General features: G+C 69.1%; 27 protein-coding genes. 13 read left to right on the top strand and 14 right to left on the bottom strand.

Annotated elements, in window-relative coordinates:
- Positions 1-39: 39 nt before the first annotated feature.
- Positions 40-978 carry a DNA-3-methyladenine glycosylase family protein gene (locus tag JOE67_RS11060; RefSeq protein WP_204975611.1) on the top strand — a complete coding sequence of 313 codons (939 nt, stop codon included), beginning with the start codon at positions 40-42 and terminating at the stop codon, positions 976-978.
- A 40-nt stretch (positions 979-1,018) separates the two neighbouring features.
- Here the strand turns inward: JOE67_RS11060 and JOE67_RS11055 are convergent, their stop codons facing one another.
- The 4 genes from JOE67_RS11055 to JOE67_RS11040 are packed head-to-tail and all read right to left on the bottom strand — an operon-like array spanning position 1,019 to position 4,867.
- Complete coding sequence (locus JOE67_RS11055) at positions 1,019-1,774, bottom strand: ATP-binding cassette domain-containing protein (protein ID WP_204975610.1); 756 nt, start codon at positions 1,772-1,774, stop codon at positions 1,019-1,021.
- On the bottom strand, positions 1,771-2,781 hold the full coding sequence (locus JOE67_RS11050; RefSeq protein ID WP_338041584.1) for an iron chelate uptake ABC transporter family permease subunit: 1,011 nt from the start codon (positions 2,779-2,781) through the stop codon (positions 1,771-1,773). Before JOE67_RS11050 ends, JOE67_RS11055 begins: the two co-directional genes overlap by 4 nt.
- A 22-nt stretch (positions 2,782-2,803) precedes the next feature.
- A complete protein-coding gene (locus JOE67_RS11045; RefSeq protein WP_420827644.1) occupies positions 2,804-3,841 on the bottom strand; it encodes an ABC transporter permease in 1,038 nt (345 codons plus the stop codon).
- Between the two features lie 30 nt (positions 3,842-3,871).
- Complete coding sequence (locus tag JOE67_RS11040) at positions 3,872-4,867, bottom strand: siderophore ABC transporter substrate-binding protein (RefSeq protein WP_204975608.1); 996 nt, start codon at positions 4,865-4,867, stop codon at positions 3,872-3,874.
- An 84-nt stretch (positions 4,868-4,951) separates the two neighbouring features.
- On the opposite strand from JOE67_RS11040, the gene JOE67_RS11035 reads away from it, so the two are divergent.
- The 5 genes from JOE67_RS11035 (at position 4,952) to JOE67_RS11015 (ending at position 8,008) form a co-directional block, all read left to right on the top strand.
- Positions 4,952-5,719 (top strand): siderophore-interacting protein, encoded by a 768-nt coding sequence (locus tag JOE67_RS11035; RefSeq protein WP_204975607.1) that lies wholly within the window; start codon positions 4,952-4,954, stop codon positions 5,717-5,719.
- Between the two features lie 58 nt (positions 5,720-5,777).
- Complete coding sequence (locus tag JOE67_RS11030) at positions 5,778-6,185, top strand: VOC family protein (RefSeq protein WP_204975606.1); 408 nt, start codon at positions 5,778-5,780, stop codon at positions 6,183-6,185.
- Positions 6,185-6,988 (top strand): alpha/beta fold hydrolase, encoded by an 804-nt coding sequence (locus tag JOE67_RS11025; RefSeq protein ID WP_204975605.1) that lies wholly within the window; start codon positions 6,185-6,187, stop codon positions 6,986-6,988. The genes JOE67_RS11030 and JOE67_RS11025 overlap by 1 nt, the downstream gene beginning before the upstream one ends.
- Positions 6,989-7,100: 112 nt before the next feature.
- Positions 7,101-7,514 (top strand): VOC family protein, encoded by a 414-nt coding sequence (locus JOE67_RS11020; protein ID WP_204975604.1) that lies wholly within the window; start codon positions 7,101-7,103, stop codon positions 7,512-7,514.
- Between the two features lie 89 nt (positions 7,515-7,603).
- Complete coding sequence (locus tag JOE67_RS11015; RefSeq protein ID WP_204975603.1) at positions 7,604-8,008, top strand: VOC family protein; 405 nt, start codon at positions 7,604-7,606, stop codon at positions 8,006-8,008.
- 16 nt (positions 8,009-8,024) lie between these two features.
- Here the strand turns inward: JOE67_RS11015 and JOE67_RS11010 are convergent, their stop codons facing one another.
- A complete protein-coding gene (locus JOE67_RS11010) occupies positions 8,025-8,696 on the bottom strand; it encodes a hypothetical protein (RefSeq protein WP_204975602.1) in 672 nt (223 codons plus the stop codon).
- A gap of 89 nt (positions 8,697-8,785) precedes the next feature.
- On the opposite strand from JOE67_RS11010, the gene JOE67_RS11005 reads away from it, so the two are divergent.
- Complete coding sequence (locus JOE67_RS11005; protein ID WP_204975601.1) at positions 8,786-9,373, top strand: TetR/AcrR family transcriptional regulator; 588 nt, start codon at positions 8,786-8,788, stop codon at positions 9,371-9,373.
- An 18-nt stretch (positions 9,374-9,391) separates the two neighbouring features.
- Here the strand turns inward: JOE67_RS11005 and JOE67_RS11000 are convergent, their stop codons facing one another.
- On the bottom strand, positions 9,392-10,849 hold the full coding sequence (locus JOE67_RS11000) for an MFS transporter (protein ID WP_204975600.1): 1,458 nt from the start codon (positions 10,847-10,849) through the stop codon (positions 9,392-9,394).
- Between the two features lie 109 nt (positions 10,850-10,958).
- Positions 10,959-12,377: a threonine synthase gene (gene thrC / locus JOE67_RS10995; RefSeq protein ID WP_204976942.1), complete on the bottom strand. Its 1,419-nt coding sequence runs from the start codon at positions 12,375-12,377 to the stop codon at positions 10,959-10,961.
- A gap of 158 nt (positions 12,378-12,535) precedes the next feature.
- Here thrC and JOE67_RS10990 point away from each other — a divergent pair, with 158 nt between their 5' ends.
- Together JOE67_RS10990 and JOE67_RS10985 are read left to right on the top strand one after the other, a co-directional pair.
- Positions 12,536-12,994, top strand: a complete 459-nt coding sequence (locus JOE67_RS10990; protein WP_204975599.1) for a carboxymuconolactone decarboxylase family protein — start codon at positions 12,536-12,538, stop codon at positions 12,992-12,994.
- Positions 12,995-13,024: 30 nt separating this feature from the next.
- Positions 13,025-13,927 (top strand): sigma-70 family RNA polymerase sigma factor, encoded by a 903-nt coding sequence (locus JOE67_RS10985; RefSeq protein WP_204975598.1) that lies wholly within the window; start codon positions 13,025-13,027, stop codon positions 13,925-13,927.
- Between the two features lie 4 nt (positions 13,928-13,931).
- Here the strand turns inward: JOE67_RS10985 and JOE67_RS10980 are convergent, their stop codons facing one another.
- The 3 genes from JOE67_RS10980 to JOE67_RS10970 are packed head-to-tail and all read right to left on the bottom strand — an operon-like array spanning position 13,932 to position 16,633.
- A complete protein-coding gene (locus JOE67_RS10980) occupies positions 13,932-14,678 on the bottom strand; it encodes an AAA family ATPase (protein ID WP_204975597.1) in 747 nt (248 codons plus the stop codon).
- Positions 14,679-14,722: 44 nt separating this feature from the next.
- Entirely contained in the window at positions 14,723-16,105 is a 1,383-nt protein-coding gene (locus JOE67_RS10975; protein WP_204975596.1) for a M20/M25/M40 family metallo-hydrolase, read from the bottom strand.
- An 18-nt stretch (positions 16,106-16,123) separates the two neighbouring features.
- Entirely contained in the window at positions 16,124-16,633 is a 510-nt protein-coding gene (locus tag JOE67_RS10970) for an SRPBCC family protein (RefSeq protein ID WP_239528101.1), read from the bottom strand.
- Between the two features lie 118 nt (positions 16,634-16,751).
- On the opposite strand from JOE67_RS10970, the gene JOE67_RS10965 reads away from it, so the two are divergent.
- A complete protein-coding gene (locus tag JOE67_RS10965; protein WP_338041583.1) occupies positions 16,752-17,915 on the top strand; it encodes an FUSC family protein in 1,164 nt (387 codons plus the stop codon).
- Here JOE67_RS10965 and JOE67_RS10960 read toward each other — a convergent pair.
- The 4 genes from JOE67_RS10960 to folE form a co-directional block, all read right to left on the bottom strand.
- Complete coding sequence (locus JOE67_RS10960; RefSeq protein WP_204975594.1) at positions 17,900-18,655, bottom strand: dihydrofolate reductase family protein; 756 nt, start codon at positions 18,653-18,655, stop codon at positions 17,900-17,902. The genes JOE67_RS10965 and JOE67_RS10960 overlap by 16 nt on opposite strands.
- Positions 18,656-18,665: 10 nt before the next feature.
- On the bottom strand, positions 18,666-19,490 hold the full coding sequence (gene folP, locus JOE67_RS10955) for a dihydropteroate synthase (RefSeq protein WP_204976941.1): 825 nt from the start codon (positions 19,488-19,490) through the stop codon (positions 18,666-18,668).
- Positions 19,491-19,570: 80 nt separating this feature from the next.
- Positions 19,571-20,710 carry an NAD(P)/FAD-dependent oxidoreductase gene (locus JOE67_RS10950; RefSeq protein ID WP_204975593.1) on the bottom strand — a complete coding sequence of 380 codons (1,140 nt, stop codon included), beginning with the start codon at positions 20,708-20,710 and terminating at the stop codon, positions 19,571-19,573.
- A 40-nt stretch (positions 20,711-20,750) separates the two neighbouring features.
- Positions 20,751-21,404 carry a GTP cyclohydrolase I gene (folE, locus tag JOE67_RS10945; RefSeq protein WP_239528099.1) on the bottom strand — a complete coding sequence of 218 codons (654 nt, stop codon included), beginning with the start codon at positions 21,402-21,404 and terminating at the stop codon, positions 20,751-20,753.
- 215 nt (positions 21,405-21,619) lie between these two features.
- Between folE and JOE67_RS10940 the strand changes: the two genes are divergently transcribed.
- The 3 genes from JOE67_RS10940 to treY are packed head-to-tail and all read left to right on the top strand — an operon-like array spanning position 21,620 to position 26,495.
- Entirely contained in the window at positions 21,620-21,943 is a 324-nt protein-coding gene (locus tag JOE67_RS10940) for a hypothetical protein (protein ID WP_204975592.1), read from the top strand.
- Entirely contained in the window at positions 21,940-24,144 is a 2,205-nt protein-coding gene (gene glgX / locus JOE67_RS10935; protein ID WP_204975591.1) for a glycogen debranching protein GlgX, read from the top strand. Before JOE67_RS10940 ends, glgX begins: the two co-directional genes overlap by 4 nt.
- Positions 24,145-24,146: 2 nt before the next feature.
- Entirely contained in the window at positions 24,147-26,495 is a 2,349-nt protein-coding gene (gene treY / locus JOE67_RS10930) for a malto-oligosyltrehalose synthase (protein WP_204975590.1), read from the top strand.
- The last annotated feature ends 17 nt before the right edge of the window (positions 26,496-26,512 follow it).

The raw sequence follows: 26,512 nt of genomic DNA, 5'->3' as shown, positions 1-26,512 counted from the left end.
CCGCGAGTCGATGTCAGAGACGACGCGTAGGGTTCTTGCATGACCCTGATGACGGATGCTCCTGCGACTGCGCGCGAGTCCGTCTACCGCCCGCGGCATCCGCTGGACCTCGGCCGGACGGTCGGCATGCTGCGCCGAGGCGGCACGGATCCGACGATGGTCATAGAGGGCCACCGCATCTGGATGGCGTTCCGGACGGACGCCGGTGTCGCGACGCTGTGCCTCCGGCAGGGCTCCGAGGGCGTGCGCGCCTCGGCGTGGGGGCCCGGCGCCGCCGAGGCGCTCGACGCCGTGCCGCGTCTGTGCGGCTCCGACGATGACGACGCCGGATTCGACGTCTCGATGCATCCTCGGCTCGAGGAGGTCGCGCGCAGGCATCCCGGCATCCGGATGGCGCGCACCGATCGCGTCTTCGATGCCCTCGCGTGCGCCATCATCGAGCAGAAGGTGACCGGCATGCAGGCGTTCGGCGCCTGGCGGTATCTCGTCAGCCGGTTCGGCGAACGCGCACCGGGTCCTGTGCCGCGGCCCATGTTCGCCTCCCCCTCGCATGAGGTCTGGCAGCGCATTCCCTCGTGGCAGTGGCACCGCGCGGCGGTCGAGCCGCCGCAGTCGCGCACCATCGTCTCGGCCGCGCGTCGCGGCGCGAGCATCGAACGCGCGGCCCTCGCCGCCGCCGACGGCCGTGATCGCGACCGCGTGCTGACCAGCCTGCACGGAGTAGGCGTGTGGACATCCGCCGAGACGCGCATCCGCTCCCTCGGCGACCCCGATGCCGTGAGCGTCGGCGACTACCATCTGGCCCACGAGGTCGGGTTCGCCCTGACGGGTCACCGCACCGATGACGACGGGATGCTCGAGCTGCTCGCGCCCTGGGCAGGGCACCGTCAGCGCATCATCCGCCTGATCTGGGCATCCGGGTCCCGCGAGCCGCGTCGCGGTGCGCGCCTCGCCCCCGAAGACCACCGCAACCGCTGACCGGGTTCACACCGACACCGTGCGGACCGACCGGCACCGCTCAGTAGTACACGGCGAGCGGGCCGTGAGGCCCGTCGATCACCTGCACGGGGGTCTCGAACACGCGGGTCAGCACCTCGTCCGTCATGATCTCGGCCGGCGCTCCGAACTCGACGACCTGGCCGTCCTTCATGGCGCAGATGCGGTCGGCGTAGTGCCCGGCGAAGTTGATGTCGTGCAGCACGATGACGATCGTGCGGCCGAGCTCGTCGGCAGCACGGCGCAGCTGGGCCATCATGGTCACCGCATGCTTCATGTCGAGGTTGTTCAGGGGCTCGTCGAGCAGCACGACGTCGGTGTCCTGAGCGAGCACCATCGCGACGTACGCCCGCTGACGCTGACCGCCCGAGAGCTCGTCGAGGTAGCGGTGCTCGAGCATCCCGAGATCGAGGAAGTCGATCGAGCGGCTGATCATCTCCTCATCCGCCCTGGTCAGCCGCCCCTTCGAATGCGGGAAGCGACCGAATCCGACGAGCTGGCGCACGGTGAGGCGGGTGACGAAGTGGTTCTCCTGCCGCAGGATCGAGACGACCTTGGCGAGGTCGGCCGACTTCGTCGATGCGACGTCGAGTCCCGCGATCTCGATGGTTCCGGCATCCATGCCCATCAGCCGGCCGACCATCGTGAGCAGCGTCGACTTGCCGGCGCCGTTCGGCCCGATGAGGGCGGCGATGCCCCCCTCGGGGATCACGAGGTCGACGGGTCCGATCGCGACCTCGTCCGAGTACTGGCGGCGCACATCAGAGATGGTGATCACAGGCGGCCCTTCTTGAGGATGACGATGAGGAACACGACGCCGCCGATCAGCTCGATGATGATCGACACGACGCCCTGCGCGTAGAAGATGTTGCGCATCACGAAGTAGGCGCCCGAGAGGATCGTGAACGCGGTGAGCACGGCGACCGGCAACACGAGCCGATGATCGTCGGATCCCGCGAACTGATACGCGAGCGTTGCCACGAGGAACCCGAGGAACGTCATCGGTCCGACCAGCGCGGTCGACGTCGCCATCAGCACCGCGACCAGGAAGAGCGTGATCATGAGCTCGCGACGGTGGTTCAGGCCGAGCGCGTTCGCCGTGTCTGCCCCCAGCGCCATCACGTTGAGGCGGCGGGCGCGCATCCAGAGCAGAGCGGATGCCGTGACGCACAGCGGCACCGCCACGGGAAGGTACGACGGGTCGGCGTTCGAGATGTTGCCGAAGAGACGCGCCGCGAGCACGTCGAACTCGCTCGGGGTCAGCAGCCGCTGCATGAACGTCGCGATGGCCCCGAGACCGCCGCCGATCACGATGCCGATCAGCAGCATGATCTGCAGGTTGGCGTACCGTCCGGTCAGAAGCCATCCGTAGAGCAGCATCGCGAGTGCGACCATGATGGCGATCTGGATGCCGAACTGCAGCAGTCCCTGCATCGCGATCAGGCCGGTGATGCCGAACAGGTACACCGACGAGGTCTGCACAGCGCGGTACAGCGACTCGAATCCGAGGATCGACGGCGTGACGATGCGGTTCGTCGCGATCGTCTGGAAGCTGACGGTGGCGACGGCCTGGCAGACGGCGACGAGGATCATGACGAGCACGTTGGTGAATCGCAGCTGGGCGATGCGCCAGAACCCCTCGGTTCCGAACGGCATCGGGTTGTCCCATGCGAGCAGGCCCAGCCCGAAGCCGGCCGAGAGCACGACGAGGATCAGAAGTGCGATCGCATAGCGGCGCCGCGCCCTGGCATCCGGGAACAGACCCGACGAGGTGCGCGTCGGCACCGGCGACAGCGCACTGGCCCGCCTAAGCACGGCGACGCTGCCTGAGCAGGAGGAGGACGAAGACGACGGCGCCGACGATGCCGAGGATCAGCGAGACCGGCACCTCGAACGGCATCACCACGATGCGGCCGATCAGGTCGCAGAGGGTGACGATGCCCACCCCCAGCAGGCAGACCCACGGCAGGTTGCTGCGCAGGTCGTCGCCACGCAGCATCGAGACGATGTTGGGCACGATCAATCCGAGGAAGGGCAGGTTGCCGACGACGACGGTGACAACTCCGGTGGCCACGGCGATGAGGGCGGTGCCGAGCAGCATGATGCGGTCGTAGTCGAGTCCGACGTTCGTGGCGATCTCTTCGCCGAGGCCGGCGACGGTGAGCCTGTCGGCGACGATGAAGACGATCACGCCGACCGCGGCGACGATCCAGAGCATCTCGTACTGGCCGCGCAGAACCGAGGTGAAGCTGCCGGCGAACCAGACGCCGAGGCTCTGCAGCGTGTTCGTCGCGAGGGCGAGGTATGTCGAGACCGCGCCGACGACAGCGCCGAGCATGATGCCGACGATCGGGACGATGAGCGACGAGCGGAGCGAGACCCTCTTGAGGAAGAGGAAGAAGATCATGGTGCCGATGAACGCGGCGACGACAGCGCCAGCCATACGCAGAGGCAGCGACGGGTGCGGCACGAGCACCATGACCGCGAGCAGGCCGAGGCCCGCCCATTCGGTGGTGCCCGTCGTCGTCGGCTCGACGAAGCGGTTCTGCGTGAGCAGCTGCATGACGAGACCGGCCATGGCCATCGAGGCTCCCGCGAGCACGAGCGCGATCGTGCGCGGAATGCGGGTGATCTGGAACATCTCGGCGCCGTCTGCGGCGCCCGCGATGTCGTAGACGCCGGTGAAGAGCGAGGCGACGAGGAGGGCTGCGACGACCAGGATGCCGATCAGCAGCTTCGCGTCGAACAGGCGTCCGCGGGTCGCGACGCCGCCGCGCCCGGCGGGGGCGGGCCCGGGCTCAGTCAGAGTGAGGGTGCGTGTCATGGTGGGGGTGCGCGGTGGCATCCGGAATCGACCGGATGCCACCGCGGAGTGTCACTTCTCGGACTTCTCGAGCGCGTCGGCGAAGTCGTTGAGGAAGGTCGTGTACGTCTGGATGCTCTCGTTGAGATACGTGTCGGTGGGCATGTAGACGATCTGCGCGTCCTTGACGGCGGTGACGGATGCGAGCGCCTCGGAGTTCTCGAGGATCTCGGCGGCCTGCACGTAGTTCGGCTCCTCGTCGGCGAAGACCGCGTCGCGGTCCATCACGAGGATCCAGTCGGGGTTCGACTTCGCGATGGCCTCGACCGAGATGTCGTCGCCCTGGTGGTCGTCGGTGGCGCCCTCGACCTCGAGCGCAGGGGTCAGGCCGAGGATGTCGAAGATCGGGCCGAGCGTGCGGCCGACCTTCGGTGCGATGTAGCCGATCTCGCCGCCCGAGGTGGTGACGGCCATCACTTTGTCTGCGTCGTCGTAGGCGTCCTTGGCGCGGGCGATGGCGGCGTCGAAGTCGTCGACCAGCTTCTTGGCCTCGGCCTGCTTGCCGAAGACCTCGCCGAGCACGGTGACCTGGCGCTTGAGCTCGTCGTCGAAGGGCTCGCCCTCGCGGGGGTCGAGCTCGAGGATCGTCGCGTCGGGCACGAGGCTCGCGAGCTTGTCGTGATGCTGAGTGAAGCGCTGGCCGTTGATGATCAGATCGGGCTCGACCGCGACGACCGACTCGAGGTCGGGCTCGTTGTGGTTGCCGAGGTCGATGATGCTCTTGTCGGTCTTGTAGTCGACGGTCACCGGCATGAGGGCGACCGCGCCGGCCGACAGCTCGATGCCCCAGTCGCTCAGCGTCTGGAAGGTGCGGTTGTCTGTCGCGACGACCGACTTCGGCGGGGTGGAGATCTTGTGCGTGCCGTTGTTGTCTTCGACGGTGACGGTGCTCGCGGTCTTGGGCGCGGCCTCTTCGGCTTCGGCAGCGGGGCCGGTGGAGCAGCCTGCGAGTGCGAGGATGCTGACGAGACCGAGAGCGGTTCCGCCGATGATTCGGGGCATGGACATGGAGAGTCTCCTGTTCTGCGGGGTGGTGCGCGAGCTGCGCGGAAGCGAGTCCGTCCTCGCCGCGACTTAGGTTAGCCTTACTTTATGAGCGATGTGAAATCCGGTTTCTCGATCGAACGACAGGGCCTCGATCTGCGCTTCCGCGCGGCGACCCTGGAATCGCGTGAGTGGCTCGCGCCGAATTACGTGCGTGTGCGCCTTGCCGGCGCCGAGCTCGCGGGGTTCGCATCTCTCGGCGCAGACGACCACATGCGCCTGTTCTTCGCGGCCGGCCCCACCTCGTCGGTCGACGAGCTTCGCGCCTCGCCCAGCCGCGAGTACACCCCGCTCGCGTGGGGAGAGAACTGGCTCGATGTCGAGTTCGCCGTGCACGGCGATGAGGGCGTGGGCGCTCCGTGGGCGGCGTCCGCTCCCCTCGGCTCGTTCGTCGGCGTGGGCGGCCCGCGCGGGTCGGCGGTGCTGACGGGTGAGCCGGGATCGTGGCTGCTCGTGGGTGACGAGACCGCGATCCCGGCGATTCGCCGCTTCGCGGCGATGATCCCTTCGGGGACGCCCGCGAGGATCGTGATCGAGGTCGCGTCCGAGTCCGATCAGGTGGCTGTGGACGCTCCTGTCGCCGTCGAGTGGCTGCACCGTGGCGACGCCCCGGCCGGATCTGCGCTGATCGCGTTCATCGAGGAGCTGGGCGAGGCGGATGCCGTGAGCGAAGACCCCTTCGTGTTCATCGCCGCCGAGCAGTCGATCGTCAGACCAGGTCGTGCGCTGCTCACCCGCTGGGGAGTCGACGTGGCGAACGCCGTCGTGAAGGGCTACTGGAAGCGCGGGACCGCGGAGTACCACGCACCGCACTGAGGCACCGGCGCGCCCGGACCGTGGGGCATCCGCGCCAGGGTGCGACAGACTGAACAGCATGGCGCTTCTCGACCACCTCGGCATATCCGTTCTCGACATCGAGCGAGCACGACAGCAGTTCCATCCGGTGCTGACCGCGCTCGGATACTCGGTCGGCGTCGAGGCCGAGCACGGCATCTCGTGGCACAACGGCGACGAGACCGAGTTCATCGTCTTTCAGATCCGCGACGACGCCGACGCCGTGCCGCACCGACACGGCGAGGCCGGCTGGCAGCATCTCGCGTTCGCTGTCGGCTCGCGTGACGAGGTCGATGAGCTGCACCGCGTGGCGATGGATGCCGGGTGGACGGCCGTGCGCGAGCCCAAGATCTACACGCGATTCAGCGACCGGTACTACGCGTCTTTCGTCGAGGATGAGAGCGGCATCCGGCTCGAGTTCGTGCACAACCCGCCGCGTGAGGCGTGATGGTGCTCGCCGAGGCCGACCGGTTCGATGCGCACCCGACGACGCCGAGCGGCACAGGGGTTCTGCTGCTGGCGGGCTCCAGCGGACGGATCGAGACCGAGCGGGCCGGGCTGCTCGCGGCGCACGGCGCACGCGTGCTGGCGATGCGCTGGTTCGGCGGCGAGGGTCAGCGGCCGGTACCGCATGAGGTTCCTGTCGAGTTGTTCGTCGAGCATCTCGAAGAATTGCGCCAGGAGTGCGATCGGGTGGTCGTGTTCGGCACGTCGTTCGGCGCCGAGGCGGCGCTGCTGACGGCGACTGTCAGTCCTGTCGACGGGGTGATCGCGGTCGCTCCGACATCCGTCGTGTGGGCCGGCGCGCACGAGGGCGCATGGTCGTCGCACTGGACGCTCGCGGGCGAGCCGGTGCCGTTCACGCCGTTCGACCCGGACTGGCTTCCGGATGCCGATCCGCCCGCGTATCGCGGGCTCTACGCCTCGAGCCTCACCCGCTTCGCGGAACGCGCGACCGTGGCCCGCATCGCTGTCGAGCGCATCGAGGGCGAGGTGCTGCTGATCGTCGGCGGCGACGATCAGGTCTGGCCGTCGGACGCCTTCGCGAAGGCGATCGTCGCGGCGCGGCGGTCAGCAGGACTGGTCACGACGGTGATCGGGCATCCGGATGCCGGGCATCGCCTGCTGCTGCCCGGTGAGGAGGCGGCGAGCGGCGGCGTGCGCATGGCGCGCGGCGGATCGGCGGCTGCTGATGCCGAGCTGGGCAGACGGGCGTGGCCTGAGATCCTGCGGGTCGTCGGCTCGAACTGACTCGGGCAGGCGCGAGCGCGAGGCGCCTGGGAAGAGGCATTGCGAATGTCGGTGGGGCGGCGAATACTTGGCGTCGCCGGGCCCCCGGCAGAAACCATCGAGAGGTGAGACCATGCCCCTTCTGAACCCGTACATCTCCTTTCGGGACAACGCCCGCGAGGCGCTGGAGCACTATCACGAGGTGCTCGGCGGCGACCTGCAGATCATGACCTTCGGGTCGATGCCCGAGATGGGCTACGAGCCGAACGAGAGCGAGCTCGTCATGCACGGCCAGCTCACCACCGAAGACGGAATGGTGCTGATGGCATCGGACACGCCGTCGAGCATGGAGTTCCAGGCGCCTCGCGGCCTCTCGATCTCGGTCGGCGGCAGCGAGGCCGAGCGGCTGCGCGCGATCTGGGACGGACTGCTCGACGGCGGTACGGCCACCATTCCGCTGGCTCCGGCTCCGTGGGGCGGAGACTTCGGAATGCTCGTCGACCGCTTCGGCGTGGCCTGGATGGTGTCGATCGACGCCTCGTCCTGAAGCAGGGTCAGTCGACGACCGCGGCGAGACGGCGGTCATCGCCCCAGTCTGCCGTGACTGCTCGTTGACGGATCGGCCAGACTGGGGGCATGGCGACTTTCGATCACCTCGGCATCACCGTCGACGACGTGTCCTCGGCATCCGCGCAGTTCCATCCGGTCCTCGAGGCGCTGGGCTACACCAGGGCCCACAATGCCGACGATCACGCGTACTGGGTGCTCGAGGGCGAGCCAGAGATCCTGCTGTACACGGCACGGGAGAAGGGCACGGGACCTCACGTGCACGGCCGCGTCGGCTTGCAGCACCTCGCCTTCGCGGTCGACTCGCGTGAAGAGGTCGACCGCATCCACGCGATCGCGATGAGCGCGGGTTGGAACGAGGTGCGCGCGCCGAAGGACTACCCGCGCTTCAGCGACAGGTACTACGCGAGCTTCGTCGAGGACGCCAACGGCATCCGGCTCGAGATCATGCACAACCCGCCGCGTCAGGCCTGATCGACCGCACCGACTCTCACGGGATGTGAGTGCGCACGGAGTCGAGGAACGCCGCGGGCTCGTCGACCGACATCCGCACGGCTGAGACGGTGACGTCGCCCTGCGGCAGGCGCAGCCGGGTGGGTCGCTCGAGGGTGACCAGGATGTCGGCTCCATCCTGCACGACCTGATTGAGCACCTGATCGTCGCCGTGTCCGGTGAGGCTCAGCGCGGGCGCGCCGCTGAGCGCGTGCCGTCGGTGCTCGACCGAGGCGACGTCGTTCCACGCCAGGTCGATGTCGACCTCGCCCCCGTGCCGCACGCGGATGCCATCCGGTCCGACCGCGTGCGGTCGGGTCAGGTACCCCAGCAGCATCCCGAGCATCGTCAGCACGCCCCACACCCCCAGCGCCATGAGCGGCCATCGCAGCCACGGGATGCCGTGCACGACCAGGTCGATGATCGGGATCTCGATGGCGGACAGCACGAGGAAGACGACGAGGATCGTGCGGACCGGACGATCATAGGTGAATGCCGACGCACCCCGCGGCACGCGAGGGCGGCCGGCGAGGGCCCGGCCGATGCTGCGCCAGCCGGCAGCCTCCATGGCAGTAGCGCGACGAACGCTGTACCGCAGCCGATCTGCGCCGTGCAGTTCTGGACCGATACGACGCGGTTCGGCGGTCCGGACGGCGGATCCCTGGGTCATGACGCTCCTCCCGCGGTTGCATTACACCTGCAATGCAACCAGGGCGCCGTCGCGTTGTCAATACGACTGCAATGTGAAACCATGGCGGCATGCCGAAGATCGTCGACCATGCCGAGCGACGCGCGCTCATCATCGATGCCCTGTTCCGCGTGATCGTCCGCGACGGCGTCGGCGGCGTGAGTCTGCGGCAGGTCGCCGCCGAAGCGCAGGTCACCGCCGGGATGGTGCAGCACTACTTCACCTCGAAGGACGACCTCATGGCGTTCGCCATGACATCAGCCAGCGCCCGCTACGAGCAGCGGATAGGGACATCAGTCGCCGCACTCGGAGACTCGCCCTCACCGGGCGCCGTCGTGCGCGCGGTGCTCGCCAACTTCATTTCGCAGAGCCAGGACGAACTGCACGACGGCAGGATCGGCCTGCAGTTCCAGGCGTACGCGGCCACCCGCGACGACCTCTCGCGCTCGCTGCAGCAGGGCGATGCGCAGTTGCGGACCTGGCTCGCAGACCTGATCGCGAAGGCGACAGAGGTCGATGAGGCGACAGCATCGATCCGCGCGGTCGGCCTGCTCGCGACCGCCGAGGGGCTCGGCCTCACCGTGCTGAGTGCGGGTCTGACCGCGCCCGAGGCCCTCGCCGCGCTCGATGCACAGCTCAGCGCGAACGGCATCCGCTGATCGGCCGTTGATGACCGGTCAGCCCGCGGGCTCCCGAACAGCCGCCGGGTCGGTGAAGGTGTGCTTCGGTACGAAGAACAGCACCAGCGCTGCGGCCAGTGCGGTCACGCCGCACACGATCCACACGGTCATGTACCCCGTCAGCGATCCGGCCGTCGAGCCCGAACCGCCTACCGTCACACCGTTCAGCAGCGCAATGCCGAAGATGCACGACGCAATCGCGCCCCCGAGAGTCTTCGACGTGTTGTTCAGTCCCGTCGCGACCCCGGTCTGCGTCGAGCGTGCAGCGGATGCCGCGGCCACAGGCAGCGCCGCGATGAGCGCGCCCGATCCGATGCCCACGACAGTCATGTTGACGACGACCTGCAGGTACGCGGAGTGCAGCGGCAGGAACAGCAGGAAGCCGATGCCGATGAAGACGCACGCGGCGATCAGCGCCACCCGCGGCGACAGGCGGCGGGCCACCACCGGGTACGTGAGCGCGCCGGTGATCATGCCCACGAGATAGATGCCGATGATCACCGACGTCGTGAATCCGGTCGTCCCCAGTCCGTAGCCGTTCGCGACGGGATCGGTGCGGGCGAAGGTGGCGAGCGGCGCCTGCGCCCCGAGCATGCTGACCCCGAACAGAGCGGCGGTGACGAAGACCGGTCGAAGCGCCGGTGAACGGAACATCCGCACCTCGATCACGGGGTCGTCATGGCGCAGCTCCCAGCGGACGAAGGGGACGATCAGCGCGATGCCGAGCACCAGCACCGCCCATGACCACCAGCTCGTCACCCCGCCGGGCAGACGCAGCAGTCCGAGTCCGCCGGTGAATGCGAGCAGCGCGATCGCGATCAGAGACAGCCCGACGACGTCGAGGCGCCCGCCGGTGAGCTCCGGCGACTCCTCGACCCCGAACAGGATCACGAAGAAGCAGGCGATGATCATCACTGCGGGGATCAGGAGCACGACCTGCAGCGGCAGCCGGTCGACCAGCGCACCGCCGGCAAGCGCTCCGATGATCGCTCCGCCCTCGAGCGCCGCCACCAGCAGCCCGGCGGCGCGGGCCACGACGATCGCACGCTCATTCCGGGGCCTCGTGCGAGACCAGATCAACGCGATCTCGAGCGGCAGCCACACCACGTAGAAGCCCATCAGTGCCCACCCGACGAGGAACACGAGGAACGAGTCGGTGAAGGGCAGAACCAGCGCAGCCCCCGCCGTGAGGGCCGTCGCGATCAGCAGCATGCGCCTGTGCCCGACCATGTCGCCGAGCTTCGCGAAGGCCGGTACGACCAGCGCCGACAGCATCAGCTGCGCGCCCTCGAGCCAGTTCACGTCGGCGTCATGAATGCCCAGATGACGCGCGATATCGGTGAGCATGGGCGTGTAGTAGCCCTGCAGCACGCCGCTGGTGAACTCGACGAACGCGAGAAATCCGACGATGCCTGCGAGCGAGCCCAGCGCAAGCCCGCGAATCGCTGCGGTCATCCCCTCCCCCTTGCCGTGCAGCCGGTCCCCACGCCGTGCACATGCGCTCAGAGTAGCGCGAGGGGCCGCTGCGGCTGCCACCGCGCGGACCCACCGGAGGGGCGATCTGTCAGCGCAGCGCGTGCTCCGCGACGAAGGCGCGCAGCGCCTGCTCGTCGTCTGCCATCTCGGTGACGCGCTGCGGAGCATCCATCATCTCGCGCAGAGCGGGCGAGAACTCGAGCTCGACGCCGATCGCCTCGGCGATGGTCTCGGCGAACTTCTGCGGCTTCGCCGTCTCGAGCACGAGCATCGGCACCTCGTGCTCGACGAACTCGCGGGCCACCTTCACCCCGTCAGCCGTGTGCGGGTCGATGATCTCGCCGGTCTCTTCGTACACCGAGCGGATCGTCGCAAGCCGGTCGGCGTGTGTCGACGTGCCGCTGACGATGCCGAACTCGCTCTCGAAGCGGCCCTGCTCTGCAGAGAAGTCCACCTGGCCCACAGCATCGAGGGCATCCCAGGCCTGCACGACGCGTCCCGGGTCGCGGCCGACGAGATCGAAGATGAAGCGCTCGAGGTTCGATGCCTTCGAGATGTCCATCGAGGGGCTCGAGGTGGCGTGGGTGTCTGCCGCCGAACGCGGGCGGTAGATGCCCGTGCGGAAGAACTCGTCGAGAACGTTGTTCTCGTTGGCGGCGAGAACGAGACGGCGGATCGGAACGCCCATGCCCTTGGCGAAGAAGCCGGACAGGATGTTTCCGAAGTTGCCGGAGGGAACCGTGAACGACACCTCGAAGCCCGGGCGGAACTCCGGCTCGACGGCGTCCGTCACCCGCATCCATGCCCAGAAGTAGTAGACGACCTGAGCAGCGATGCGCCCCAGGTTGATCGAGTTGACCGCGCCGAGGTTCTGCTCGCGCTTGAACTCGAGGTCGCCCGCGAGCCTCTTCACCAGGTTCTGGCAGTCGTCGAAGACGCCGTCGACGGCGATGTTGTGCACGTTGGCGTCCTGCAGCGAGAACATCTGAGCCCGCTGGAAGGAGCTCATCCGGCCCTGCGGCGAGAGCATGAACACCGAGACGCGGTCTTTGCCGCGCAGCGCGTGCTCAGCCGCCGATCCGGTGTCGCCCGAGGTCGCACCGACGATGTTCAGCACGCGCCCCTTCTTCTCGAGCACGTACTCGAGCACCTGGCCGAGGAACTGCATCGCCATGTCCTTGAACGCCAGAGTCGGGCCCTCCGAGAGGCCGACGAGCGTCAGCCCGCCGCCGATCGAGCGCAGCGGCACCACGGCATCCGGGAAGTCGGCGTACGCCGCCGCGGTCATGCGCGCGAGGTCGTCACGAGGGATGTCTGTGGCGAACAGCGAGAGCACCTCGGTCGCGAGCTGCGGGTAGGTGAGCGCGCGCCACCGCTCGAGCGTCTCGGCGTCGACCTGCGGCAGCTGCTGCGGCACCGCGAGCCCGCCGTCTGGCGCGAGGCCCTCGAGCAGCGTCTCACTGAACGGCTGCGGCTGCATGCCGCCGCGGGTCGAGATGTACAGCACGAGAACTCCTCGGGTCGTCGGATCTCCCATTCTCGCAGGGTCGTCTCGGCGCCGAGGCCGGATGACGCCAGGCCGGCGCCGACGCCTGTCACACTTCGCAGCTCGGCTCCGACAGACGGTCAGAGGCATCGACCGGATGCCCGGATGAGAGGACCACCATGACCAGGATCGACATGGGCCGCACCAACAAGCTCGGCTACGCCGCCGTCATCGGGATGGAGGCGTACTCGAGCAGGGCGGTCGAGAAGCGCCTGTACGAGCTGATCAAGCTTCGCGCGTCGATCCTCAACGGCTGCGGATTCTGCGTCGACATGCACGCGACCGACGGTGCGAAGCACGGCATTCCCCAGCGCACACTGCACGCGGTGGGTGCCTGGCAGCACGCCCGCAACCTCTTCGAGCCGAAGGAACTCGCCGCGCTCGCACTGACCGACGCGATCACGAAGCTCGGCCCCGACACCGTGACCGACGAGATCTGGAACGCTGCGGCAGAGCACTTCAGCGAGAGCGAGCTGGGTGCCATTGTCATGGCGATCTGCACCATAAACGTCTGGAACCGCATCGCGATCGCGACAGAGATGGCTCCGCCGGTCGATGACAAGCACCCCATCGTGTGAGCGAATGCCCAGCGCGGTAGCGTGAGCGGCATGACCGTCGCCACCTCCGCCGCGCTGGCCTGGGAGGCCGAACGCGGCAGGCTGATCGGGATCGCATACCGGATGCTCGGTGACTTCGGCCATGCCGAAGACGTCGTCTCGGAGGTCGCGATCGAGGCACTGAAGGCTGAGCGGGCGGATGCCGCGGCCGTGCGCTCCTGGCCCGCCTGGCTCACCACGACATGCGTGCGCCGCTCGATCGACCGCGTGCGTGCGCTGGTCGCCGTGCGCGAGGAGTACACCGGGCACTGGCTGCCGGAGCCCGTCGCGACCGACCGGCTTCCCGACGACGCGGTCGCCGACCGCGAACTGCTCTCACTCGCCCTGCTGCACCTCGCCGAGCAGCTCTCGCCAGAGGCGCGCGCCGCCGTGGTGCTGCACCGCGCCTACGCGATAACCGCCGTCGAGATCGGCGAGATCCTCGAGAAGTCGCCCGCCGCGGTGCGCCAGCTGATCTCGCGTGCCGAGCGCCGGTTGCAGATCGACGAGCATTCGCCCGCCCCGCGCGCTGCCGATCCCGAGGCGCTCAGCAGCCTGCTCGCCGCCGTGCAGAACGGCGACCTCGACACCCTGCTGACGCTGCTCACCGACGAGACCATCCTGTGGACCGACGGCGGCGGTGTGGTCGCCGCGACCCGCAATCCGATCTTCGGCGCCCAGAAGGTGCATCGCTTCTACGTTGGCGTGCGCGAGAAGGCGAGGGCCTTCGATCCCGCGCTTCCCTTCTCGTTCACGCCGATCGAGGTCAACGGCGAGCTCGCCTTCGCGCTCGACCACAGCGGACGCACCGACGTGCTGACCCTCGAGTTCGACCAGGTCGGCCGGATCCGCGGCATCCGGCAGGTGTGCAACCCGCACAAGCTGACCCGCGCCTTCCCGCAGGCTGCCGCATAGCCGGTCAGTCGAGCAGGTGCCGCAGGTAGCGGTCGGGATCGCCGAGGAAAGAGCGCCAGTGCCGCACCAGCTCGAGGTCGTCCCAGGTCGTCTCGCGCAGCCCCCAGTCGCCGACCTCGAGGATGGTCGCGCCTGGCAATGAGGCGAGCACCGGCGAGTGGGTGGCGCAGAGCACCTGCCCGCCCTCGTCGGCGATGCGGCGCAGGACCGAGATGAGGGTCAGCGTCGACGCGAACGACAGCGCCGCCTCCGGCTCGTCGAGGCAGTAGAAGCCCGGCGAATCGAAGCGGGTGCTCAGTATCTCGAGGAAGGACTCCCCGTGGCTCATCTCGTGGAAGCGCGCGTCTCCGCTCGACGAGGGATTCTGCTCGAGGTACGTGTAGAAGGAGTGCATCGTCTCGGCACGCAGGAAGAACCCCCACGAGCTCGCGCCGATGCCGCGTTCCAGCCGCAGCCAGTCCGACAGCGGCGATTCGGTCGGCCTCGTGCTGTGCCGGGCGTTGCGCGACCCGCCCTCGGGCGACAGCCCGTACGCCAGCGCGATCCCCTCGACGATCGTCGATTTGCCGCTGCCGTTCTCACCGACGAGGAACGTGACCCCCGGCGAGAGCCGCATGCCATCGCGCAGCAGCTGAGCGACCGCCGGGATGCCGGTCGGCCATTCGCCACCCGGTTCGGGTGCGTCGTCGGTCGCGGTCACCGCGACAACAGGATGCCTGCGCCGCAGCCACCCCGGATCACCCGACTTCATGCTCCCGACCCTATCCGCGTGCACCGACAGGCCACGGATGGCGCTCACGGCCTCGCGGAGAGCACCTCCGCCAGCTCACGCCACAGGTGCGCGATCGACGCGGCGCCGCTGTGCAGCATCCGCAGATCGATGCTCTCGTCGCTGGAATGCCAGTGGTCTTCGGGCAGCCCCGTGCCGAGGAACAGGATCGGAGCGTCGAACGTACGAGTCAGCAGGTCGGCTGGCCCGCCACCGGCGTTGCCCATCCGTCCGCGCACGGGCAGGTCGTAGCCGCGTTCGAGCGCGCGCTCCAGCGCGCCGAGAAGAGGTCCGCTCGGCGACTCGTACGGCTCCTGCCCCACTGCCTCGTCGATCACGAGCGAGTACTCGGCTTCGGCGGGCAGCACCGATGCGAAGAAGCCCCGCAGCTGCTCGGCGACCGCGGGGATGCGCTGGTCGGCGACCGTGCGGATGCTCAGGTTCGCGGTCGCATCCCGCGGGATGACCGAACGGGGCAGGCCGAGGGGGTCGCCGGCGATCAGCGACATCACCTCGACGGTCGGGCGGGCCCACAGGCGCTCCAGCACCGTGAAGCCCTCTTCGCCATTGACGACGCGGGTCTCGGTGCGCACCACCCAGTCGTGCTCGTCGAAGGGAAGCGCCGCGAACTCCGAACGACGCTCGTCGGTCAGCTCTGCCACGCCGTCGTAGAAGCCGGGTACGCGCACCCGGCCTTGCTCGTCGTGCAGCGCGGCGAGCGCATGCGCGAGCGTGATGGCCGGGTTCACCGTCGTTCCCGCGACGACCCCGCTGTGCACGTCGCGGTCGGGCCCTCGCACCGTGAGCGTGGCGTTGACGGTGCCGCGCATCGAGGTCACCGGTGCAGGTGCGTCCGCCTTCCACTGCACGGTGTCGGAGAAGACGATCACGTCGCAGGCGAGGCGCTCGGCGTGCTTCTCGAGCAGGGCGGCGAGGGTGGGCGAACCGGTCTCCTCCTCACCCTCGATGAGCAGCTTCACGTTCATGGGCGCGCCGCCGTCTAGATCGCGCAGCGCCCGCAGCGCCCATACGTGCGCGAGGGCCTGCCCCTTGGCGTCCGACGCGCCCCTGCCGTAGAGCCGCCCGTCGCGCCGCACAGGTATGAACGGCTCGGTCTCAGCCCATTCCTCGGGCTTGACCGTGCGGACGTCGTGATGGCTGTAGACCAGCGCGGTGGGCGCCTCGGGGCCGGCGCTGTACTCGCCGAGCACGGCCCATGAATCCCCCGATTCGAGCACGGATGCCTCGAGCCCTGCCGCACGCATCTCTCCGGCGAGCCAGTGGGCCGAACGTCTCAGATCGCCCTGATGCTCGGCGTCGCCCGCGATCGAGGGGATCGCCACCCACTCGGCCAGTCTGTCCGTCAGCTCGTCGAGGTGCCGATGCAGATGCTCGCGAATGGGGTCCATGCCCGCAGTGTGAGCTCGTCACTCCGACGGGGCAGGGGGCTTGACCCCTCCAGTGCTCTCGCCATAGATTCCCGGACTCATGTTCCGCGTGCCCAGCGAGTCGCTCTCCGCGAGATACGACAGCCGACGCAGCGTCTCGCTGTTGCGCCAGCGCAGCAGCGGTGCGCTGAGGAACGACGGCAGCGCGGCCCCGGGGCCGCGCACGGGAGTCTCATGGATCGAGACCAGGCAGCCGGAGTGCCCGGCCTCGACCTCGACGACGACCCGAGCCTCGCCGATGGGCCATCCGCGTGCCTGCATGACCGCCTGCCTGTTCGGGTGCCATTCGAGCATGGTCGTCGTGCCGTTGAGCAGAAACGGCCAGGTGCCCACCGAGTGGTGCAGCGTCGAACGCGGCGCCGGCCACGTGGCGTCCACCTCACGCATCCGCGCCGCGCCCACCACCCACGAGGGATACAGCCACCCATCGCTGAGCGCACGGAACACCGCCTCGGGCGCACATCGCATGAGTCGTCGATTCGTCGCCATGATGCCCTCCAGAAGCCGTCGATCGCGGAGATTGTCGCAAACGTGCCGCGCTGGGGGAAGCCCCTTTCGCAACACCCCGGGCGCGTGTGTTGTGGAACCGAGCGAGGAGGTGGTCGGCGTGCGCGCACAGAGGATCGAGCGGCGGGTGCGATCGTCGCTGAGCAGCATCCGGCCGTCCGTCCGCGGCGCGGTGACGCGTGCGCGCCTGCTGTTCGCCGTGAAGACCGCGCTGGCCGTCGGAACCGCATGGCTGATCGCGCCCCACATGCCCGGCGTCACCGACGAGTATCCCTACTACGCTCCATTCGGCGCGCTGATCAGCATGTACCCGACGCTGATGTCGTCGTTCCGCTCGGGTCTGCAGACCCTGCTCGGGTTGGGAGTCGGGATCGGCCTCGCGACGCTGGTGCTGGTGACGGTCGGCCCGAGCCTCTGGTCGATCGCGGCGGTGGTCGGGCTTGGCGTCATCGTGTCGGGCACCGGATGGTTCGGCATCGGCCGCGAGTACATCCCCATGGCGGCGCTCTTCGTGCTGATCATCGGCGGAGCGGATGCCGAGGACTACTCCCTCGGGTACGTCACGCAGACGGCAGTGGGCGTGATCGTCGGTCTCGCGGTGAACCTCATCATCCCTCCCGCACCGCTCGTCTCCGAGGCGGCGGCGCGGATCGACGCCTTCCAGCAGCGGCTCGCCGCCCACCTCGACGACATCGCCGCCGCGCTGACCGAGAAGTGGCCGCCGGAGCGCGACGGGTGGATGCAGGATGCCGGAGCCCTCGCCGAGACGAGCCGTTCGCTGAGCGATGCCCTCGCGGAGGCTGACGAGAGCCGCCGGGGCAACCCGCGGGCGTGGCGCGGACGCGCCGACACGAGCGATGAGCACGCCAAGCTCGAGGTCCTTGTCGAGGTCGCGCATCAGATCCGCGACGTCTCGGGCTGCCTCAGCGACACCATCAACAAGCGGCCCTCGTCCTTTCCTCTCGATCCTGAGCTCGTCGAACCCCTGTCCGATGCCTGCAGCGCGGTCGCCGATCTTCTCGGCGGCGATCCCGAGGAGGCCGGCGAGCTGCACGCCCGCGCCTCAGAGGCCGTCGACCGGCTGTATCGCGCCGTGCATGCGCGGTCGCTCGAGATGGATGCCGTCGCCGGGCCCGGCGTGCTGAGTGCGATGCATCTGCAGCGCATCCTCAGCATGCTCGACCCCGAGTTGGCCGCCGAAGAAGACGAGCCCGCGGATCAGGGCGCGGACCCGCCCGGGGCCGGCGGTCAGCGCAGCGAGTAGCTCAGCAGCAGCTCGTCGCCCGAGCGCAGCACCGTCGCCAGACGCGCTGCCACCGGCAGTGCGCCCGTGACGTCTCCGCGCACGATCCGCCCGGCGGCGCCTGCTTCGAGCGTGGGCGAGAGGGTGAGGTGCAGCGCATCGGCGACGCCGGCGGCGAGCAGGGCGCCGAACACGTGCGGTCCTCCCTCGGCGTGGATGCGCCGCAGGCCGCGTTCGGTCAGATCGTCACGGATGCGCCTCGGATCGGCATCCGTCTCGCCCACCGTCGCGACGTCGGCGACGGCTTCGAGCGCCTCCCGGCGGGCGGCGGGGGCGGATGCCACGGTGTAGACGATCGGGCGCACGGGTGCATCGGCGAACAGGGGCGAGCCGGGGTCTATCGACAGGCTGCGGCTGACCATCGCGAGCACCGGATGGGCGGGCATCCCGTGCGCCAGCCGCCAGGCGACAGAGGCGTCGTCGACGCGCAGCCCCTCGTACTGCTCGTCGCGCAGCGTGCCGGCTCCCACCAGCACGGCATCGGCCGGCCGGCGCAGCAGCGCGAAGAGACGGCGGTCGGCGTCGTCGCCCAGGCCGCCGGAGACCCCGTCGCGCGTCGCGGCACCGTCGAGGCTCGAGATGAAGTTGACCCGCAGCCAGGTGCCGTCATCGGGGAAGCGGGTCGCCTCGAGCAGCGCATCGTCGTCGAGGTCGTCGGCAGGGTCTGGCCAGATGCGGTCTATGGGGGTGTGCACGGTCACGGTGCCCTCCTCAGACGTTGCCGGTCGGATGTGTGTTGTGTTCGAGCCGCACCGGGGGGCGCCAGCCGAGAATGGCTTCGATCATACGGACGGCGTCGACGGTCTCGGCCACGTCGTGCATGCGCACGATGCGCGCCCCCGCCAGCACGCACGCGATCATCGCGGCGAGCGAACCCGGCAGCCGCTCGCCCTGAGGGCGGTCGAGCGTCTCTCCGATGAAGTCCTTGTTCGACACGGCGACAAGCAGCGGCGCACCCAGGTCGGCGATCTCGCCGATCCGGCGGGTGAGCTCGAGCGAATGCAGCGTGTTCTTGTCGAGGTCGTGGCCCGGATCGACGATGAGCCGCTCTGCGGGGATGCCGGCAGCCTGGGCGCGGGCCATCCGCTCTGCGAGGAAGGCGCGCACCTCGGCGACCAGGTCGCCGTAGCGTGCGGGCGGCTTCTCGACCCGCGGCGGGCCCACGCTGTGCGTGATCACGATATGCGCCCCGCTCGCGGCCACAACCTCGGCCATGCGCTCATCGCCCAGGCCGCTGGTGTCATTGACGACGGCGGCGCCCGCGGCGATGGCGCGCTCGGCCACGTCGGCGCGGTTCGTGTCGACCGAGATGACGAGCTCCGGTCGAGCCGCCGTGATCGCCTCGACCAACGGCACCACGCGGTCGATCTCCTGGGCTGTGCTCACGGCCGACCCCCGCCCGAAGGGCACACCGCCGATGTCGACCCAGTCGGCGCCGAGGTCGGCGGCGCGCAGAGCTCTCTCGACCGCCCTATCGAGCGCGAACGTCGCGCCTTTGTCGTAGAACGAGTCGGGCGTGCGGTTGATCACCGCCATCACCGCGACGCGCCGCGAGAAGTCGAACTGCCGGCTGCCGGTGCGGCGCGACCGCGTCACCGGCGGCTGGCCTTGACCGATCACCGTTCGGTGCCGACGCTGTCGTGTACGGCGTCGGATGCATCCCAGTCGTTGGCGTGCATCGCCGCGCGCACAACGCCGTCCTTGACCCAGTAGGCCCGGAACGCCCCGCCGTTCGCGACGTCGGTGTCGCCCTCGATGTCGACGCGGTCGTATCCGTCGGGGCCCACGCTGCCGAAGTACTCCATGCCGAGATCGTATTGATCGGTGAAGAAGTACGGCAGATGCGTGTACGGCTTTTCTTCGCCCATCAGGTTGTGCGCGGCGACCTTCGCCTGCTCTATCGCCGTGTCCCAGTGCTCGACGCGGATGCGCCTGCCGAGTACCGGATGGTGCTGATTCGCGACATCGCCGATCGCGTAGATGTCGGGGTCGGAGGTGCGCAGTCGCTCGTCGACGAGCACGCCGCGATCGACATCGAGGCCGGCGTGTTCGGCGAGCTCGGTCTGCGGGATCGCCCCGATTCCGACGACGACCACGTCGGCGGCTGCCAGCGCGCCCTCCTCGACGGCGGTGCCGAGGCGAAGGTCGACGCCGTGCGCGCGGTGCAGGTCTGCGAACAGCTGCGCGACCTCGGGGCCGAGCACCGCGACGAGGGGCAGGTCGGCGATCTCGTAGACGATCACCTCGGCATCCTTCTGCCTGGCGGCGGATGCCACCTCGAGTCCGATCCAGCCGGCTCCGACGATCACGACCTTCGCGCCGGGCCGCAGCGCGGCGCGCAGCCGGGTGTTGTCCTCGATGGTGCGCAGGTAGATCGGCTCGGCGACGCGGTCGGCGAGGTCGAAGTGACGTGCGGCGGCGCCGGTGGCGAGCAGCAGCCGGTCGTAACGGTGCTCGGCGGCCCCGCCCCCGCCGACCGGTTCGGTCCGCAGCGTGTGCGTCGCGGGATCGATGTCGGTGACCGCCACGCCGCGTTCGAGCCGTACGCGGTTGGCGGTGTACCACGCCTCGTCGTGCACGAGCGCGGAGTCGACGTCCTTCCTGCCGAGCAGCACCTCCTTCGACAGGGGCGGGCGCTCATAGGGCAGGTGGTCTTCTCGCGCGTAGATGACGACATCGCCGTCGAACCCGTGCTCGCGCAGCTCGGTGGCGGCGGTGGCGGCGGCGAGCCCTCCGCCGACGATGGAGATGTTCATGGTCTTCCTTCCGATCGGTGACAGCGGTGGGTACGGCGGATCAGCGCGCGCGGTCGGCGGTCAGCGCGAAGAACTCGGCACGCGCGCTCGCGTCTTCGCGCAGGGTGCCCCTCAGTGCCGCTGTGGTCGTCATCGCGCCCACGGCGCGCGCGCCTCGCAGGGTCATGCAGGTGTGCGTGGCCTCGATGACGACCCCTATGCCGCGCGGCTGCAGCCGCGCGGTAAGAGCATCCGCGATCTGCACGGTCAGCCGCTCCTGCGTCTGCGGACGCCGGGAGTAGTGGTCGACCATGCGGGGGATCTTCGACAGGCCGACGACGTTTTCGCGGGGCAGATACGCCACGTGCGCGGTGCCGGTGAAGGGCAGCAGGTGATGCTCGCAGATCGAGCGAACGGGGATGTCGCGGATCAGGACGAGCTCGTCGTAGCCCTCGGCGTTGGCGAAGGTGGTGAAGTCGAACGGCTGCGGCGAGAGCAGCTCGGCGTACGCTTCGGCGAATCGCCGGGGCGTACGGGAGAGGTCGGGGGTATCGAGGGCATCCGGTTCGATGCCGAGCGCCTCGAGGAACAGGCGGGCGGCATGCTCGGCAGCTATGAGATCGACCGGCTGGGGAGCGGCCTCGATCCGCACCCGCTGCGGCGCTCGTGGCTGCAGTGCAAGCTCGTCCTCGTCGTGGATGGCTGTCATCGTCATGTCGACCTCCCGAGTGCTGCGGCTGCTTCTTCCATGAGACACCCGCCCCCTTCTAAAAGCAAGCATCACTTCTTTTAGAAGGGAGATTCCCTGCGTTACCCCCTGCTTCGTCCAATGACAACCCCGTAGCCCCCCGCCCCTATCCCCCGTAGCGTCTCCTCGACAGCAACAACCTCGAGGCGCATCGCCGGAAGGCAGCCGAGACAGGAGTCCTCATGTCTGCCACAGTCAGAACCACCGGACACGCAGTCGCCCAGCCAGGCGCTCAGCTGACGCCGACCGAGCACGACGAGATCGCCCCGGCACCCGACGAGCCGCCCTACGAGCTCGTCGACATCGACCGCTACGAGGTGTTCGACGACGGCCCCGTCGGCTACGTCGAGGTGATCCCGCCGCTGTTCATCTGCTACTCGGGTCACCCCTACCCGAAGGCGATCGAGGTGGCGCAGGTGTACGACTTCTCGCAGGCCGTGCGCCGCGTCCGCGACGCCGCGCCGCACTCGCGCGGCCCGCACCACCACGGCCGATCCGCCGCATGAGCGTCGACGTGTGGCCGGGGTCAGCCCACCCCCTCGGCGCGACCTTCGACGGTCAGGGCACCAACTTCGCGCTGTTCAGCGAATGCGCCGAGCGCGTCGAGCTGTGCCTGTTCGACGACGCGGGCGAAGAGACCCGGGTCGACCTCGTCGAGGTCGACGCCTATGTCTGGCACGGATACGTTCCCACCGTGCAGCCCGGCCAGCTGTACGGCTACCGCGTGCACGGACCGTACGATCCGGCGAACGGCAAGCGCTTCAACGCCAGCAAGCTGCTTCTCGATCCCTACGCCAAGGCGGTCGCCGGACAGGTCGAGTGGGGCCAGGCGCCCTTCTCGTACGACTTCGGCGACCCCGACTCGCACAACGAGCAGGACTCGGCCGCGAGCACGCCGAAGAGCGTCGTGATCAACCCGTTCTTCGAATGGGCGGGCGACCGCCTGCCGAAGACGCCATACGCGCAGACCGTGATCTACGAGGCGCACGTGAAGGGCCTCAGCATCCGGCACCCGGAGGTGCCCGAAGAGATGCGCGGCACCTATGCGGGCGTCGCCCACCCGGCCATCGTCGATCACCTCACCCGCCTCGGGGTGACCGCGATCGAGCTCATGCCGGTGCACCAGTTCGTCAACGACAGCACCCTGCAGGACAAGGGCCTGTCGAACTACTGGGGCTACAACACGCTGTCGTTCTTCGCGCCGCAGAACACGTACTCGTCGAGCGGCGAGCACGGCCAGCAGGTGCAGGAGTTCAAGGCGATGGTGCGCACCCTGCACGCCGCCGGCATCGAAGTGATCCTCGACGTGGTCTACAACCACACCGCCGAGGGCAATCACCTGGGCCCCACCCTGTCGATGCGCGGCATCGACAACGAGGCGTACTACCGGCTCGAAGACGACCGCCGGTACTACACCGACTACACCGGCACGGGCAACAGCCTCAACGTCGGCAACCCCCACGCCCTGCAGCTGATCATGGACTCGCTGCGCTACTGGGTCACCGAGATGCACGTCGACGGCTTCCGGTTCGATCTCGCCTCCACCCTTGCCCGCGAGTTCTACGACGTCGACCGGCTGGCGACGTTCTTCGAACTCGTGCAGCAGGATCCGGTGGTCTCGCAGGTCAAGCTCATCGCCGAGCCGTGGGACATCGGCCCCGGCGGCTACCAGGTGGGCAACTTCCCTCCTCAGTGGTCGGAATGGAACGGCAAATACCGCGACACCGTGCGGGATTTCTGGCGCGGTGAGCCGCAGGCGCTCGGCGAGTTCGCCTCGCGCCTGACCGGTTCGGCCGACCTCTACGAGCACTCGGGGCGGCGCCCCGTGGCCTCCGTCAACTTCATCACCGCCCACGACGGCTTCACGCTGCGCGACCTGGTCAGTTACGCCGAGAAGCACAACGAGGCGAACGGCGAAGACAACAACGACGGCGAATCGCACAACCGCTCCGACAACCTCGGGGTCGAGGGCCCCACCGACGACCCCGACGTGAACCGCCGGCGGGCGATGCGACAGCGCAACCTGCTCGCGACACTGCTGCTCTCACAGGGCGTGCCGATGATCTCGCACGGCGACGAGCTCGGCCGCACGCAGAACGGCAACAACAACGGCTACGCGCAGGACAACGAGATCACGTGGATCGACTGGGACTCCGCCGACGTCCCTCTCATCGAGTTCACTGCAGCGCTCACGCGGCTGCGCGCCCTGCATCCGACGTTCCGGCGCAGCCGGTTCTTCGACGGCAAGCCCGTGCGCAGCGACGACGGCGCGCGCGTGCCCGACGTCGAGTGGCTGCGCCCGGACGGGCGCACGATGCAGCCAGAGGACTGGGAGTCGGGTTTCGGGCTGTCGATCGGCATGTTCCTCAACGGCCGCGGCATCCGCGAGAAAGACCGCCGCGGGCAGCCGGTCACCGACCTGAACTTCATCGTCTACTTCAACAGCGGCGACGAGGCGGTCGAGATCCTGCTTCCGGATGCCAGGCACGGCGCCAGCTGGGAGGCCGTGGTCGACACGGCGGGCGAACTCACCCACGCCGGCGCGCTACCCGCCGCCGGAGGCGTGCACCTGGAGGCAGGGTCGCTGCTGGTACTGCGTGAGGCAGGAGACGATGAGGAGCCGGCCGACGACTCCGTCGAGGCGTCGCTGCGGATCCAGATCGAGAACGCCGCGACCCGCTCCCCCGCCCCGAAGCCCGAGGTGTGACCATGACCAGTCGTCCCGATTCGACGTACCGCCTGCAGATCACGTCGAGCTTCACCCTCGACGATGCTGCCGGAGTGACGGGGTACCTGCATCGGCTCGGGGCCGACTGGGCGTACCTGTCGCCGCTGCTGGCGGCGACAGAGGGATCGGGCCATGGGTACGACGTCGTCGACCACTCCCGCATCGACGAGTCGCGCGGCGGGGCGTCCGGTCTCACCGCCTTCGCGGCCGCGGCGCGCGCGCACGGCCTCGGCATCCTGGTCGACATCGTGCCTAACCATGTGGGCGTCGCCGCGCCGCGGCAGAACCCGTGGTGGTGGGACGTGCTGCGTCTGGGCCGAGGCTCAGCCCACGCGGTCGCGTTCGACATCGACTGGGAACGAGGTCACGGCAAGGTGCGGCTGCCGATGCTGGGCGGCGCCCCCGCCGAGGTCGTCGAGCGCGGGGAGATCTCGGTCGATCCCACCCCGGCACCCGACGCCCCCGACGGCACTCTGTCGTACTTCGAGCATGTGCTTCCCCTCGCCCCCGGCACGGGCGCGCTGAGCGACGACCTGTCCGCCCTGCTCGACGCCCAGCACTACGACCTGTGCCACTGGGAAGACCAGAACGACGGGCTGAACTACCGGCGCTTCTTCGCCGTCTCCGACCTCGCGGCCATCCGCGTCGAGCTGCCCGATGTCTTCGCGCAGTCGCACCAGGAGATCGTGCGGTGGATCCGTGATGGTCTCGCCGACGGCATCCGGGTCGACCACCCCGACGGTCTCGACGATCCGGAGGGCTACCTCGAGCGGCTCGCGGATGCCACGGGCGGCGCATACACGCTGATCGAGAAGATCCTCGAGCACGGCGAACAGCTGCCGTCCTGGTGGCGCACCGACGGCACGACGGGGTACGACGCGCTCGGCGAGATCGACAGGGTGCTCATCGACCCCTCGGGCGTCGACGAACTCACGGCGCTCGACGCACGGCTGCGCGCCGAGACGGGGCTGCCGGTCGCGCAGGACTGGGCCGACCTCATCCACGACACCAAGCGCGCCATGGCCGACGGGCTGCTGCAGTCCGAGGTGCGCAGGCTCGTCCGCGATCTGCCGTTCGGTGTGGTCGGGGCGGCCGACGCCTTCGCCGAGCTGCTCGCCTGCTTCCCCGTCTACCGTTCGTACCTGCCCGCCGGGTGCGAGCACCTGCGGCATGCCGTCGAGGAGGCGAGGCGCCGGCGCCCCGACCTGGCATCCGCCATCGCCGAGCTCGAGCCGCTGCTCGCCGACCCGGCCCTGCCCGTCGCCCGGCGGTTTCAGCAGACATCGGGCGCGATCATGGCGAAGGGCGTGGAAGACACCGCCTTCTACCGGTACACGCGGCTCGGCACTCTGACCGAGGTGGGAGGCGACCCCTCGGTCGGATCGCTGTCGATCCAGCAGTTCCACGCGTCGCAGCAGAGCCGGCTCGCGGCGTGGCCGTGCTCGATGACGACCCTGTCGACGCACGACACCAAGCGGTCCGAAGACGTGCGCGCCCGGCTCGCGGTGCTCGCCGAGCTGCCCGAGCGGTGGGGCGAGGTGCTCGACGAGCTGCGCGGAATCGCATCCACGGGCCACGGGCCGCTCGACAACCTGCTGTGGCAGGCCGCCGTCGGCGCCTGGCCGATCCCGTCGGAGCGGCTGCTCGACTACGCCCGCAAGGCAGCGCGCGAGGCGGGTGAGTCGACCGGCTGGCAGCATCCGGATACCCGGTTCGAGAAGGGCCTCGAGAAGATCGCCGAAGCCGCGAACGGCGCGGCGAAGGAGGTCGTCGAGGACTTCGTGGCCGAGGTCGTCGGTCACGGGCGATCGAACTCGCTGTCGGCGAAGCTGCTGCAGCTGACCGCGCCCGGCGTGCCCGATGTGTACCAGGGCAGCGAGCTGTGGGATCTGTCGCTGGTCGATCCCGACAATCGCCGTCCCGTCGACTTCGCGCAGCGCGAGCGCATGCTGACCGACCTCGACGCCGCCGTCGCCGTGGGCGATCTGCCGGCGATCGACGATACGGGTGCCGCGAAGCTGCTCGTGACCTCGCGGGCGCTGCGGCTGCGTCGCGACCATCCTGAGCTGTTCACCGTCTATCGCCCCGAGACCGTGGCGGGGTCTGCGGCCACGCACGCCATAGCCGCCGGTCGCGGTGGGGTGACGGCGGTCGCCACGCGGCTGCCGGTGGCTCTCGAGCGCCGCGGCGGGTGGGGCGAGACGATGCTGATGCGGTCGGAGCTGCCATCGGTCGACGTGCTCACAGGGCGCCGCTTCGGCGGCGGGCCGGTGCGCCTCGCGGAGCTGCTCGAGCACTACCCCGTCGCCCTGCTGCAGGAGCTGCGGTGATCGACGTCTGGGCGCCG

Source organism: Microbacterium esteraromaticum (genome assembly GCF_016907315.1).
Classification (GTDB): domain Bacteria; phylum Actinomycetota; class Actinomycetes; order Actinomycetales; family Microbacteriaceae; genus Microbacterium; species Microbacterium esteraromaticum.
The sequence above is the reverse complement of the archived record's forward strand: the minus strand, read 5'-3'. Positions and strand labels throughout refer to the sequence as shown.